General features: G+C 63.6%; 15 protein-coding genes. 12 read left to right on the top strand and 3 right to left on the bottom strand.

Annotated features, from left to right (window positions below):
• The first annotated feature begins 11 nt into the window (after positions 1-11).
• Genes ACSQ3S_RS23900 through ACSQ3S_RS23865 form a run of 8 tightly spaced genes read left to right on the top strand, consistent with a single transcriptional unit; the run spans position 12 to position 6,991 of the window.
• Positions 12-1,514 carry an NADH-quinone oxidoreductase subunit M gene (locus tag ACSQ3S_RS23900; protein WP_436143994.1) on the top strand — a complete coding sequence of 501 codons (1,503 nt, stop codon included), beginning with the start codon at positions 12-14 and terminating at the stop codon, positions 1,512-1,514.
• Positions 1,515-1,530: 16 nt separating this feature from the next.
• Positions 1,531-3,036, top strand: coding sequence for an NADH-quinone oxidoreductase subunit NuoN (gene nuoN, locus ACSQ3S_RS23895; protein WP_176651803.1), 1,506 nt, complete (start codon positions 1,531-1,533; stop codon positions 3,034-3,036).
• A complete protein-coding gene (locus ACSQ3S_RS23890; protein WP_176651802.1) occupies positions 3,036-3,341 on the top strand; it encodes a DUF2818 family protein in 306 nt (101 codons plus the stop codon). Before nuoN ends, ACSQ3S_RS23890 begins: the two co-directional genes overlap by 1 nt.
• A gap of 33 nt (positions 3,342-3,374) precedes the next feature.
• Positions 3,375-3,929: an NUDIX hydrolase gene (locus tag ACSQ3S_RS23885; protein ID WP_353402918.1), complete on the top strand. Its 555-nt coding sequence runs from the start codon at positions 3,375-3,377 to the stop codon at positions 3,927-3,929.
• The gene (locus ACSQ3S_RS23880) at positions 3,929-4,633 is read left to right on the top strand and encodes a hypothetical protein (protein WP_436143993.1); all 705 of its coding nucleotides are present in this window, start codon (positions 3,929-3,931) and stop codon (positions 4,631-4,633) included. The genes ACSQ3S_RS23885 and ACSQ3S_RS23880 overlap by 1 nt, the downstream gene beginning before the upstream one ends.
• 5 nt (positions 4,634-4,638) lie before the next feature.
• A complete protein-coding gene (gene ispD, locus ACSQ3S_RS23875) occupies positions 4,639-5,364 on the top strand; it encodes a 2-C-methyl-D-erythritol 4-phosphate cytidylyltransferase (protein ID WP_436143992.1) in 726 nt (241 codons plus the stop codon).
• A gap of 6 nt (positions 5,365-5,370) precedes the next feature.
• Positions 5,371-5,859: a 2-C-methyl-D-erythritol 2,4-cyclodiphosphate synthase gene (gene ispF / locus ACSQ3S_RS23870; RefSeq protein WP_176651799.1), complete on the top strand. Its 489-nt coding sequence runs from the start codon at positions 5,371-5,373 to the stop codon at positions 5,857-5,859.
• 7 nt (positions 5,860-5,866) lie between these two features.
• Positions 5,867-6,991, top strand: a complete 1,125-nt coding sequence (locus ACSQ3S_RS23865) for a glycosyl hydrolase (protein WP_436143991.1) — start codon at positions 5,867-5,869, stop codon at positions 6,989-6,991.
• Between the two features lie 41 nt (positions 6,992-7,032).
• Here ACSQ3S_RS23865 and ACSQ3S_RS23860 read toward each other — a convergent pair whose 3' ends face one another.
• Together ACSQ3S_RS23860 and ACSQ3S_RS23855 are read right to left on the bottom strand one after the other, a co-directional pair.
• Positions 7,033-7,758: an SDR family oxidoreductase gene (locus ACSQ3S_RS23860; protein WP_436143990.1), complete on the bottom strand. Its 726-nt coding sequence runs from the start codon at positions 7,756-7,758 to the stop codon at positions 7,033-7,035.
• A complete protein-coding gene (locus tag ACSQ3S_RS23855; RefSeq protein WP_413446469.1) occupies positions 7,755-8,624 on the bottom strand; it encodes an NmrA family NAD(P)-binding protein in 870 nt (289 codons plus the stop codon). The genes ACSQ3S_RS23860 and ACSQ3S_RS23855 overlap by 4 nt, the downstream gene beginning before the upstream one ends.
• A gap of 112 nt (positions 8,625-8,736) precedes the next feature.
• Between ACSQ3S_RS23855 and ACSQ3S_RS23850 the strand changes: the two genes are divergently transcribed.
• Both ACSQ3S_RS23850 and ACSQ3S_RS23845 read left to right on the top strand, forming a co-directional pair.
• The gene (locus ACSQ3S_RS23850; RefSeq protein WP_176651795.1) at positions 8,737-9,648 is read left to right on the top strand and encodes a LysR family transcriptional regulator; all 912 of its coding nucleotides are present in this window, start codon (positions 8,737-8,739) and stop codon (positions 9,646-9,648) included.
• Between the two features lie 42 nt (positions 9,649-9,690).
• Positions 9,691-9,993: a hypothetical protein gene (locus ACSQ3S_RS23845; protein ID WP_353402925.1), complete on the top strand. Its 303-nt coding sequence runs from the start codon at positions 9,691-9,693 to the stop codon at positions 9,991-9,993.
• Between the two features lie 12 nt (positions 9,994-10,005).
• On the opposite strand, the gene ACSQ3S_RS23840 is transcribed toward ACSQ3S_RS23845, so the two are convergent.
• Positions 10,006-11,244 (bottom strand): MFS transporter, encoded by a 1,239-nt coding sequence (locus ACSQ3S_RS23840; protein WP_436143989.1) that lies wholly within the window; start codon positions 11,242-11,244, stop codon positions 10,006-10,008.
• Between the two features lie 100 nt (positions 11,245-11,344).
• Between ACSQ3S_RS23840 and ACSQ3S_RS23835 the strand changes: the two genes are divergently transcribed.
• Positions 11,345-11,947, top strand: a complete 603-nt coding sequence (locus tag ACSQ3S_RS23835) for a TetR/AcrR family transcriptional regulator (RefSeq protein ID WP_353402927.1) — start codon at positions 11,345-11,347, stop codon at positions 11,945-11,947.
• Positions 11,948-12,067: 120 nt separating this feature from the next.
• Positions 12,068-12,688 carry an FxDxF family PEP-CTERM protein gene (locus ACSQ3S_RS23830; RefSeq protein ID WP_436143988.1) on the top strand — a complete coding sequence of 207 codons (621 nt, stop codon included), beginning with the start codon at positions 12,068-12,070 and terminating at the stop codon, positions 12,686-12,688.
• The last annotated feature ends 7 nt before the right edge of the window (positions 12,689-12,695 follow it).

The raw sequence follows: 12,695 nt of genomic DNA, 5'->3' as shown, positions 1-12,695 counted from the left end.
TAACGATAACCATGATGCAGTCAATTACAACTTATCCTCCGTTCCTGAGCCTGGCGATCTGGCTCCCGATCATATTCGGTCTGATCGTGCTGGCCCTGGGCCGCGACTCCAATGCGGGCCTGGTCCGCGTTGGATCGCTGATCGCTTCCATCATCAGCTTCGTCGCCACGCTGCCGCTGATCGTCCACTTCAACAACGCGGCCCACGGCATGCAGTTCGTCGAGAAGTCGCCGTGGATCGAGCGCTTCAACATCTACTACTCGCTGGGCATCGACGGCCTGTCGCTGTGGTTCGTGCCGCTGACGGCGTTCATCACCGTGATCGTCGTGATCTCGGCCTGGCAGGTGATCCAGAAGCGCGTGGCGCAGTACATGGGCGCGTTCCTGATCCTGTCCGGCCTGATGATCGGCGTGTTCTGCGCCATGGACGGCCTGCTGTTCTACTTCTTCTTCGAAGCCACGCTGATCCCGATGTACATCATCATCGGTATCTGGGGCGGCGAGAACCGCGTGTACGCGTCGTTCAAGTTCTTCCTCTACACCTTCTTCGGCTCGCTGCTGACGCTGATCGCCATCATCTACCTGTACAAGGTATCGGGCGGCAGCTTCGACATCCTGATGTGGCACAAGATCGCCCTGACGATGAAAGAGCAGATCTTCATCTTCATCGCCTTCTTCATGGCCTTCGCCGTTAAAGTGCCGATGTTCCCGGTCCACACCTGGCTGCCGGACGTCCACGTCGAAGCGCCTACCGGCGGTTCCGCCGTGCTGGCCGCGATCATGCTGAAGCTGGGTGCCTACGGTTTCCTGCGTTTCTCGCTGCCTATCGTTCCCGATGCGTCGCACTACATGGCGCCGTTCGTCATCACCCTGTCGCTGATCGCCGTGATCTATGTCGGCCTGGTCGCGCTGGTACAGAAGGACATGAAAAAGCTGGTCGCCTACTCGTCGATCGCCCACATGGGCTTCGTCACGCTGGGCTTCTTCATCTTCAATAACATCGGCGTGCAGGGCGCCATCGCGCAAATGATCTCGCACGGTTTCATTTCCGGCGCGATGTTCCTGTGCATCGGCGTGCTGTACGACCAGGCGCACTCGCGCCAGATCGCCGACTACGGTGGCGTCGTCAACAAGATGCCGAAGTTTGCCGCGCTGTTCATCTTCTTCTCGATGGCTAACTGCGGCCTGCCTGCGACCTCCGGCTTCGTCGGCGAGTTCATGGTGATCCTGGGCGCCACCCAGTACAACTTCTGGATTGGCCTGCTGGCCGCGACCGCGCTGATCCTCGGCGCAGCCTACTCGCTGTGGATGGCCAAGCGCGTCATCTTCGGCAAGGTCGCCAACCACCATGTGGCTGAACTGGTCGACATCAACGGCCGCGAATTCCTGATGCTGGGCATTCTGGCTGTCGCCGTGCTGTACATGGGCCTGTACCCAGCGCCATTCACCGACACGATGCAAACCTCGGTTGCAGACCTGCTGGCTCACGTTGCGCACAGCAAGCTGCCTTACTGAAAACGGAAACACATAAATGACTACTCCACTTCCACAAGCGGTTATCGACATGGTGCCGCTGTACGCTGAAATCGCTCTGCTGATCGGCGCCTGTGCGATCCTGTTGATCGATATGTTCCTGTCGCAGGGTAAGCGCTCGGTGACCTACGTGCTGTCGCTGGTGACGCTGCTGATCTGCGGCGCGCTGAGCTACCACGACTACACCGCCGGCACCACGGTCTACACCTTCAACGGCATGTTCGTCTCCGATCCGATGGCGAACCTGCTCAAGCTGTTCACCTACCTGGCCGTCGGCCTGACGCTGGTGTATTCGCGCCAGTACGCCGAAGACCGCGGCATGTTGAGCGGTAACCTGGGCGGCGAGTTCTACGTGCTGGCGCTGTTCGCCATGCTGGGCCAGATGGTCATGATCTCGGGCTCGAACTTCCTGTCGATCTACCTGGGCGTCGAGCTGATGTCGCTGTCGCTGTACGCGCTGGTGGCGATCCGCCGCGACAACCACAAGGCCACCGAAGCCGCGATGAAGTACTTCATCCTGGGCGCGCTGGCTTCCGGTTTCCTGTTGTACGGTATCTCGATGCTGTACGGCGCGACCGGCACGCTGGACATCGCCAAGGTGTCGGCCGCCGTCGCAGCGGGCACCATCAAGCCGACCATCCTGGTGTTCGGCATCGTGTTCCTGGTCGCCGGCCTGGCGTTCAAGCTGGGCGCCGTACCGTTCCACATGTGGGTACCGGACGTCTATCAAGGTTCGCCAACGGCAGTGACGCTGCTGCTGGGCGGCGCGCCGAAGATCGCCACCTTCGCCATCTGCATCCGCCTGCTGGTGGAAGGCCTGCTGCCGCTGGCGGTGGATTGGCAGCAGATGCTGATGGTGCTGGCTGTGATGTCGCTGGTCATCGGCAACGTGACCGCGATCGCGCAGACCAACCTGAAGCGCATGCTGGCCTACTCGACCATCGCGCAAATGGGCTTCGTGCTGCTTGGCCTGCTGGCCGGCGTCGCGGGCACCACCGACCGCACCGGCGCCGCCGCTGCCTACAGCGCCGCGATGTACTACACGCTCACCTACGTGATGACCACGCTGGGCAGCTTCGGCCTGATCATGCTGCTGGCGCGTTCCGGCTTCGAAGCGGAAGAACTGTCCGACTTCAAGGGCCTGAGCAAGCGTAACGGCTGGTTCGCGCTGGTGATGTCGCTGCTGATGTTCTCGCTGGCCGGCGTGCCGCCGATGATGGGCTTTGCCGCCAAGTTCTCGGTGCTGACCGCCGTGCTGGGCACCGGCCAGATCTGGCTGACCGTGGTCGCGGTGATGTTCTCGCTGATCGGCGCGTTCTACTACCTGCGCGTCGTCAAGATGATGTGGTTCGACGAGCCGGCGGATAATTCGCCTATCGTCATGAAGGCCGACATGAGCTTCGCCCTGAGCCTGAACGGCGTCGCCATCGTGCTGCTGGGCCTTCTGCCAGGCCCGCTGCTGGCGGCCTGCCTGAAAGCCATGACCCTGACGCTGAACACCTGATGGATGTTTCCGTCGCAAGCTGGTTGGTGATCGCGGTTGCAATCGCGGCCGCCAACCTGCCTTTTTTCAATGACAAGGTATTCGCGCTGCTGGCCACCAAATGGCCGCGCAAGCCGCTGATCGTGCGGCTGCTGGAAATGGCGGTGCTGTACTTTGTCGTTGGCGCCATCGGCTTCGGACTCGAAGGCCAGATCGGCAACCGCTTCCCGCAGACGTGGGAGTTCTACGCAATCTCCGCCTGCCTCTTCATCGTTCTCGGATTCCCGGGATTCATCGTTCGCTACCTGCGCAAGCGCCACGGCTGATACACTATCGTTCTTCAACGACGTGGAGCAGCTATGGACGAACATTTGACAGAAACCCGCATCGACGGCGAATTGGTCTACGACGGCCACTTCCTCAAAGTCCAGCGCGACACGATAGCGCTCCCCGACGGCAAGCGCACCGCACGCGAATACGTGCTGCATCCCGGCGCAGTTGTGATCCTGCCACTGCTCGACGACGGCACCGTGCTGATGGAGCGCCAATACCGCTATCCGCTGCATCAGGTCTTCATCGAATTCCCGGCTGGGAAAATCGATGCCGGCGAGGATCCGCTGCACAGCGCGCAGCGCGAACTGGAAGAGGAAACCGGCTATACCGCCGGCGAATGGCAATTCGTCACCCGTATCCACAACGCCATCGCTTATTCGGACGAGCATCTGGACCTGTACCTGGCGCGCGGCCTCAGAGCCGGCCCGCAAAAGCTGGACGACGGCGAGTTCCTCGAAATTTACACCACCACCATCGACGAACTGCTGCAAGGCGTACGCGAAGGGACGATCACCGACGTCAAGACCGTCATCGGCATCTTCTGGCTCGACAAGCTGCGCTCGGGCGACTGGAAGCTGTAATGATGCCGCGCGCCGCCATCGTCATCTGCACTGGTCTGCTGGCCAGCTGCGGCATGGCATGGGCGGCGGAGCGCACGCCATTCCAGGTCCGTTGCGAGGATACGATCGCGAAGACAGTCTCCGTGCTGTCCTCGAAGCAGAACGGCTACACCATCAACAACCAGCTGCCGTACCGCGCGATCACGGCGAAGGCCGGCAACATGGACAACAGGATGGCGACCCTGGGCCTGACGGTGACAAGAGGCCAGTATTCCGCAAGCTTGGGCGGCCCGATATTGCAGGACCCTGCGAGCGGCTACGAGTGCATCGCGCCGCAGGTGGACGTCAAGCTGAATTACTCGCCGGTGCTGATCTATGTCGGTAGCGAGTTCGCGCCGGGCACCTGCTCGTACAAGGCGATCCTGGAGCACGAGCAGCGGCATTTGCAGGCATACATGGAAAACCTGGCGCGGGTCGAAAACGTGGTACGCGAGGCATTGAACAAACGCTTTGAAGGCAAGCCGCTGTATGCGCCGTCCGGCACCGCGATGTCGGCGCTGGAACACGAGATCAACGGCACCTGGTTCCCCTTCATCCGCGACGAATTTGAAAAAGGCAAGGCGAAGCAGGACGCGATCGATACGCCGGAAGAATATGCGCGCCTCGGCAAGACCTGCGACGGCGAGATCGCCGACATCCTGCTGAAGCGCCGGAAAAATAACTGAAGACTATGACTGCATCGACCACTACTCTCCGCTACTTTGCATTGCTGCCAGCCGCCGGCGTCGGCGCGCGCATGGCGGCGGACGGACCCAAACAATACCTGACGGTCGGCGGCAAGCCGATGCTGCGCCACGCGGTCGACGCGTTCCGCGCCAGCGACCTGGTCGCCCACACCTACGTGGTGGTCAGCGCCGCCGACGGCCAGATCGACGCCGTGCTGCCGCCGGACCTGGAAGGCGTGACGGTACTGCGCTGCGGCGGCGCCACCCGCATGGACACGGTGCTGAATGCCTTGCGCGCACTGCATGGCGTGGTGGCCGATCACGACATGATCATGGTGCACGACGCCGCGCGTCCCGGCCTGACGCCGTCGCTGATCGCCAAACTGATACACGGCGTGGGCGACGATGCCGCCGGCGGGTTGCTGGCGCTGCCGGTGGTCGATACCGTGAAGCGCGTTGCCGCGGCTGCTGGCGAGGCGCGTTCCGGCGCCACCATCCCGCGCGACGGCATGTGGCTGGCGCAAACGCCGCAGATGTTCAGCTACGAGCTGTTGCTGCGGGCCCTCGGCAGCGCGCCGGACGCCAACGCCATCACCGACGACGCCAGCGCCGTCGAGATGCTCGGCCTGTCGCCGCGCTTGATCGAAGGCCATCCACGAAATTTGAAAGTAACGCTGCCGGCCGACATCCGCATCGCGGAGATGTACCTGGCGGCAGGTGAACAAGGATAAAACACTATGACCAAACTTCCATTCCGCATCGGCCAGGGCTACGATTGCCACGCGCTGGTTGAAGGCCGCAAGCTGATCATCGGCGGCGTCGACATCCCGCACCATGTCGGCCTGCTGGGGCACTCGGACGCCGACGTGCTGCTGCACGCGATCACCGATGCCATTCTGGGCGCCGCCGCGCTGGGCGACATCGGCAAGCACTTTCCGGACACCGATCCGCAATTCAAGGGGGCCGACTCGCGCACGCTGTTGAAGGAGGCGGCGCGCCGCGTGGTGGCCACCGGCTACAGCATCGGCAACATCGACGCCACGATCATCGCGCAGCGGCCGAAGATGGCGCCGCACATCGCCGCCATGTGCGCCAACATCGCCGAAGATCTGGGCGTGGCCGTCGGCCAGGTCAACATCAAGGCCAAGACCAACGAGAAGTTGGGCTATTTGGGCAGGGAAGAGGGCATCGCCGCCGAATCCATCGCCTTGCTGATTTCTTCGTAAGACAAAGATGCTTTCTGCACGCGGACTACGACTGCTTGCGCTGGCCGCCACGCTGGCGCTGCCGCTCTGCGCCAACGCCAACGCCAAGCCGCCCTGCGGCGCGCCGGTGGATGCCGGAGCCAATCAGAAAACCCGGACCATCTACGCCTATCTGTGCGGCATCTGGGGCAAGAGCGTCATTGCGGGACAACAGGACCTGACCTGGAAGGACTCGGTCGACATGGCTGAACGAGTTCACGCCGACACCGGCAAATATCCAGCGCTGATGGGCTACGATTTCATGAACTATGGGATGACCGCCAGCGGCACCAGCGGGCAGCACCAGACCGAGGAGGCGATCGCCTTTGCCAACCGGGGCGGCCTGGTGGCATTCGCCTGGCACTGGTGCGATCCCGCCCTGCTGAAGACGGCCCAGGTGAACCAGGCCCAGTTCTATGCTCATGACAGCGATGCCTCCAGATCCACCGCTTTCACGATCCCGATGGCCAACGGTGCGCTGGACCGCAACAGCCCGGCCTACCGTCAGATCGATGACGGCATCGATCTGGTCGCGGCCGAGCTGAAGAAACTGTCCGACGCGGGCGTCACTGTGCTATGGCGTCCGCTGCACGAGGCCTCGGGTAACAACGGCGATGGCTGGTTCTGGTGGGGCCGCGCGCGCAGCGACGGCGCGTCGCAGGCCCAGGCCTACATCCAGTTGTGGCGCCACATGTACGACCGGCTGGTGAACCTGCACGGTCTCCATAACCTGATCTGGGTCTGGAACGGCCAGGACCAGGCGTGGTATCCGGGCGACGACGTGGTGGACATCACCGGCTATGACATCTACGACGACACCGACAAGCAGAATTACCGCTCGCAAATCGCCACCTACCGGCAGGCGCAGCGCATCACGGCGGACCGCAAGCCGATCGCGCTGAGCGAAAACAGCTACATCCCGGATCCGGACCGGATCGCTGAGGATGGCGCCTGGTGGCTGTGGTTCATGGTCTGGAACGATGGCGACAGCGCGCCCGGTGTCACCGGTCCGAACAACTTCTGGACCGGCGAGTACTACAACACCAAGGCGCACAAGAACAAGGTCTACCACCATCCGAACGTGATCACCCTGGAGCGGCTGCCGAAATTCTGACGCCGGCTTGTTCCCCCAGCCCGGCGGTTGCCGTCTCTCGACTAGATCAACAGTGCGCCGCCGTCGACGATGTGGGTCTGGCCGGTGGCGAAGCCGCTGGTCATCAGGAACAGGTAGGCGGCGGCGACGTCTTCGGCCGAGCCTACGCGGCCCACCAGCAGTTCGTCGCTGGCGTCGTCGAACATCTGCCCGCGCTGCGCCTGCGTCATGTCCTGCCACAGGTTCGTCGCGATCAATCCCGGCGACACGGCGTTGACCCGCAGCGGCGCCAGCTCCACCGCCAGTGCGCGGGTCAGCGCCTCGACCGCGCCGCACACGCTCGCCACCAGCGTCCATCCGGCTTGCGGACGCGCCGCCGCGACGCCAGTCGTGAAGGTGATCGAGCCGCCCGGCCGGATATGCCGCGCCCCATGCTTCGCCGCCGCCAGCGCACCCCAGTAGCGCACGTCGAACGCCGACCGCGACGAGCCCAGGTTGGCCTCGGACAGCGCGCCGATCTTCAGCGTATCGCCCGCCGTATAAACCAGGTGATCGAATTCACCGGCGGTGCCGAAGAAGCGCTCAACCGCCCGTTCATCCAGCAGATCAAGCGCGCAGCCTTGCGCCTTGCTGCCCAGGTACTCCAGCGCCTTCTCCACCCGCGACATCTGGCTGGAGACGACCAGCACCTCGGCATCCTCGCGCAAGGCCTCGCGCGCCACCGCCAACCCGATGCCGGACGAAGCGCCGAGCACGATCACGCGCTGGCCGAGAAGGCGGCCGCTCATGCCGGCACCCGCTCGAGCAATGCGGCGATGGCCTGGTCCAGCGTCACCGATCCTTTACGCGAACCTTCGCGGCCGCCTTCAAACTCGATCCAGCCTTCGTTGAAGCCGTTCAGCATCTGGATGCGCGGCGTTGGATTCTTCATGCCGTGCGACGCGAACAGGTCGGCCCACGTATCGCGCGGCACCGCGGCCGCGCTCACGTCCTTGCCCAGCAGGCGGCTGAACGAGGCGGCGATATCGTTCGGGCTGACGCGCGCTGCGGCTTCCAGTTCCACCACGCGCACGCCGCTCCAGGTCTGCTGCAGCAGCTCAGCCGCCACGGTGGAAATGTCCCGGCAGGCGATCATCGGCACCGCGCGGTCCAGCGGCTGCAGGAAGCTCGGGATGGTGCCGCTCGCGCGCGCCGCCGCCACGTCCCACACGCTGTTCTCCATGAACCACGCAGCGCGCAGGAAGGTGACAGGCATGTCCAGCGTGCGCAGCTGACGCTCCATCTGGCCAAGTTGATTCAGCAGGTTGGGCTGCGTCGCCTGGGCTCCGACGGTCGACAGCGCCACCACGCGCGACGGTTTCGCCACCGACAGTGCCTTGTGCAGCGCATTGATCTGCGCAAGGGCTTCGGGGAAGCCGTCGGTCGGGTCGAAGGTCGGCGGCAGCAGTACGAACACGGCTTCGGCGCCGGCAAAGGCCTTGGCCAGCGCATCCGCATCGCTCATCTCGGCCAGCGCCACCTGCGCGCCGCGTGCCGACCATGCGGCGCCCTTGGCTGCGTCGCGCACCACCGCGCGAACCGGCAGGCCGGCCTCCAGCAGCAGCTTGCCCAGTTCCGAACCTACCTGACCAGTGATACCGGTAATTGCATACATGATGATCTCCTTGAATGAAGGCGGAAAGTCCGCATGCAAGAATTTTGATGCAAAACGACTGATACTCCGATAGCATGGAACTCATATCATTAATGACTAATTGGCATACATCATGGCATTCGACGAACGGGTGGTGAACGGCATGCGCGTGCTGGCGGCGATCGTGGACACCGGCAGCTTCGTGCGTGCCGGCGAAGTGCTGGACATGTCGCAGTCGGGCGTCAGCCGCGCCATCGCCAAGCTGGAGGCGCGACTCAATATCCGGCTGTTCGACCGCACCACACGCAAGGTGTCGCTGACGGACGAAGGCCACCGCTTCTACGCGCAGGTCGGGCCGTTGCTGGCGGGACTGGAGGAGGCCGTCGCCTCGGCGGGCGAGGGCGCCGTCACGGTGCGTGGACGATTGCGCGTCAATATCGAGCCGTTGCTGGGGCGCTTGCTGGTGGGCCCCAAGCTGGGCGGCTTCCTGAAGCGGCACCCGGAACTGGATCTCGACCTGGTATCGCGCGACCATCTGGGCGACATGGTCGGCGACGGCTTCGACCTGGCCATCCGCTTCGGCCATCCGCAGTCGTCATCGCTGATCGCCCGCAAGCTGATGGACACGCGCGTGCTGACGGTCGCCACGCCGGCCTACCTGCGCCGCCACGGCGTGCCGAAAAAGCCCTCCGACCTGGAGGGCGAAGAGCATGTGTGCATCCATTTCCGCGATCCGGCGACCGGCCGGCCGTACGAGTGGGAGTTTCATCGCGGCGGCAAGACCACGATCGTCAAGCCGCGCGGCCAGTTGACGCTGAACGACGCCGCCACCATGGAAAGCGTGCTGCTGGCCGGTTACGGCCTGGCGCAGGTGATCGATCTCGCGGTCGAGCCGCTGCTGCGTTCCGGCGCATTGACGCCGGTGTTGAGCGCATGGCCGGACGAACGCTTTCCGATGTATGCCTATTATCCGTCGCGTCACCATCCGCCGGCGAAGACGCAGGCCTTCCTGGAGTTCGTTGCGGGAGTGATAAACCAGCCATAAGCGATCTGCTAACATGGCGCTTTTGACGGCAAGGGATGAGCGATGGCGCGTGATATCTACGCATACCGGCAGGTGGCGGTGCATTCGGTGCAGCGTGGGAGCGGAGTGGAAATCCATCCGGTGCCGGGGCAGGCGTTTTCGCCGGAGCTGGCGGTGCAGTGTTCGCGCAAGATGAGCGATACGTCCTTGTACCCGCTGGGCACCTGCTTCCTGCTGGATGCCAAGCTGACCGATCGCCTTGGCGGCACGCCGTATCTCTACGCCTGGCACGGCGACGACGTCAAGGTGCTGTCAGCCAGGGAGACCAAGGCCTTCCTGGCTGAGTTCAAACGCGGACGAATCTGATCGCTTATCCGGTCAATGAACGGCGTGCAGCTTGCCCTGCACCTTGTCGTCTTCCTTGGCCCACAGCGCGATGACCGCCGCCATCGCTAACGCGAACAGGCCGCCGACCACCATCGCGCTCGATACGCCCAGGTAGTCCACCGACACGCCGCCCACCAGTGCGCCGCTGGCCAGCGAGATCTGCGCGGTGGCGACGAACACCGCGCCGCCGCTTTCCATCGCATCCGGCGCGGCCTTGAACATCCAGGTCTGCACCGAGATCGGCATCAGGCCGAAGGCCAGGCCCCAAATGATGATCAGCACCGTGGCGCCCGCCGCGGTGGCGCCGAACAGCGGCATCGCGGCGGCCGACAGGCCCATGATGACGCCGGTGGCGATCAGCGACTTCCTCACGCTCCTGGCGACGGCCCAGCCGCCGACCAGGTTGCCGACGAAACCTGCCGCGCCATAGATCAGCAGCAGCGCGCTGATGGTCTTGGCGCCCAGGCCGGCGACCTGGCTCAGGAACGGTGTCACATAGGTGTAGGCGGCGAACTGGCCGATGAAGATCAGCAGCGTGACCAGCATGCCCAGGCGCGCTTTCTTCACGCGCAGCAGCGCAGGCAGCTGGCCAAAGGTCAGCGACGTCGCCGTCGGCAGGCGTGGCAGCAGCCACATTTGCGCCAGCAGCACCAGCGTGGCGACGGCGCTGGCGGCGAAGAAGGCCATGCGCCAGCCGACCAGCTCACCGATCATGGCGCCGGCCGGCACCCCGGCCACGGTGCCCAGCGAGATGCCGGCGAAGATGATCGAGGTGGCCCGCGCCGCATGCGCTTCCGGCACCAGCCGGTTGCCCAGCGCGCCGCCGATGGCCCAGAAGCCGCCGACGCCTATGCCCAGCAGGGCGCGGCCGGCCAGCACCAGCGGGAACGAGTGCGACAGCGCGACGATCAGGTTGGAGACGATCAGCGTCGCGGTCAGGCCCCAGATGACGTAGCGGCGGTCGGTCTTGCCGACGCCGATGGTCACCAGGATGGCGGCGAAGGCGGCCACCAGGCCGGGGATGGTCACCATCATGCCGGCGATGCCTTCGGTGACGCGCAATTCGGCGGCGATGGACGGCAGCAGGCCGACCGGCAGAAATTCCGTCGTCACCAGCGCGAACGAGCCGACGGCAACCGACAGCACGGCCAGCCAGGCGGCACGGGTCGGCGCATGAGCGGGGGAGGGAAGTTCGTCCAGCAGGACGGGTTGGGTGTTGTTGGTTTGCATGAGTAGTCCTTGGAGGCGGTAAAAACACTTGAGTTTTTTACTGATCGGTTCATAATGACCGCATGAACGAACTATGTCAACGAATTTTTAACCGATCGGTATGAAAGAATCCGCACGCAAGACCGGCCGTCCACGTACTTTCGACGCCGACACGGCGCTGGACAAGGCCATGAAGGTGTTCTGGGAGAAGGGTTACGAGGGTTCCTCGCTGCCGGAACTGACCGAGGCGATGGGCATGAACCGGCCCAGCCTGTACGCCGTCTTCGGCAACAAGGAAAACCTGTTCCGCATGGCGCTGGAGCGCTACAGCGCCACCCACGATCCGCTGTTCAACGCGGCGCTGGAGCGGCCGACGGCGCGCGCGGTGGTCGAGCATTTCCTGCGCGGCAATGCCGACGCGCAGACCGAGTCCGAAAATCCACATGGCTGCCTGGTGATCAACGGCGCGTTAGCCTGCAGCGACGATGCGCTGCCGATCCGCAATTCTTTGATTGAACGCCGCGCCGTCAATGAGGCGCGTCTGCGCGACCGCTTCGAACGCGCCAAGGCCGAGGGCGACCTGCCCGCCGACAGTTGCTCCGGCCAGATGGCGCGCTATGTGATGACGGTATCCAACGGCATGGCGGTGCAGGCGGCGGCGGGTGCCAGCCGCAAGCAATTGCAGGAAGTGGTGGACCAGGTGTTGCGCGGCTGGCCTATGTAGGGTTGTTGTCACTCCGACACAATACATGTTCATAGTGAAATTTATGTTGTGTTTTAGGAATTGATAGGTAGAATGGCGTTATTGATGCGCCGTTGTCTCCTTTTTTCCGAAAGCACACCCATGAAAATGACCAAACTGATCCAGGCAGCAACCATTGCGGCAATGTTCGCGTCTGGCGCCGCTTCGGCTTCCGGAAACATCATCCTCAACGGCGACTTTGAAACCGTCAGCAACTTCCACGCCTACGACTACCTGGTGGTCGGCGCTGGTCAGGGCACGATCGCCGACTGGGCCGTCGGCGGCAATTCGGTCGACATCATCAACAACAGCTACAACTCGATCAGCGGCAACAGCATCGACATGCTGGGCACTCCGGGTCCAGGTTCGCTGTCGCAATCGTTCAGCTTTGCCGCAAACACCACCTACACGCTGTCGTTCGACCTGAACCGCAATCCAAACTCGCATGGCGCGGGCCTGGACGTGTTTGTGAACGGCGGCCATCACAGCTACGAAGGCACCAGCCTCACCACCAACTACAGCTTCAACTTCACCACCGGCAGCGTAGCCGGCTCGCAACTGCTGACCTTCAGCAGCGTTGGCGGCGACAACTATTCCGGCGCTGTGCTGGACAACGTCTCGCTGACCGCAGCGGTACCTGAGCCTGAAACCTACGCCATGCTGCTGGCCGGCCTGGGCATGGTCGGCTTCATGACCCGCCGCAAGGCCAAGAAAGCTGCGTAAGCAGTCT

Origin of the sequence: Duganella sp. LjRoot269, from assembly GCF_964254095.1 — a bacterium.
Classification (GTDB): Bacteria; Pseudomonadota; Gammaproteobacteria; order Burkholderiales; family Burkholderiaceae_D; genus Rugamonas; species Rugamonas hordei.
The sequence above is the reverse complement of the archived record's forward strand: the minus strand, read 5'-3'. Positions and strand labels throughout refer to the sequence as shown.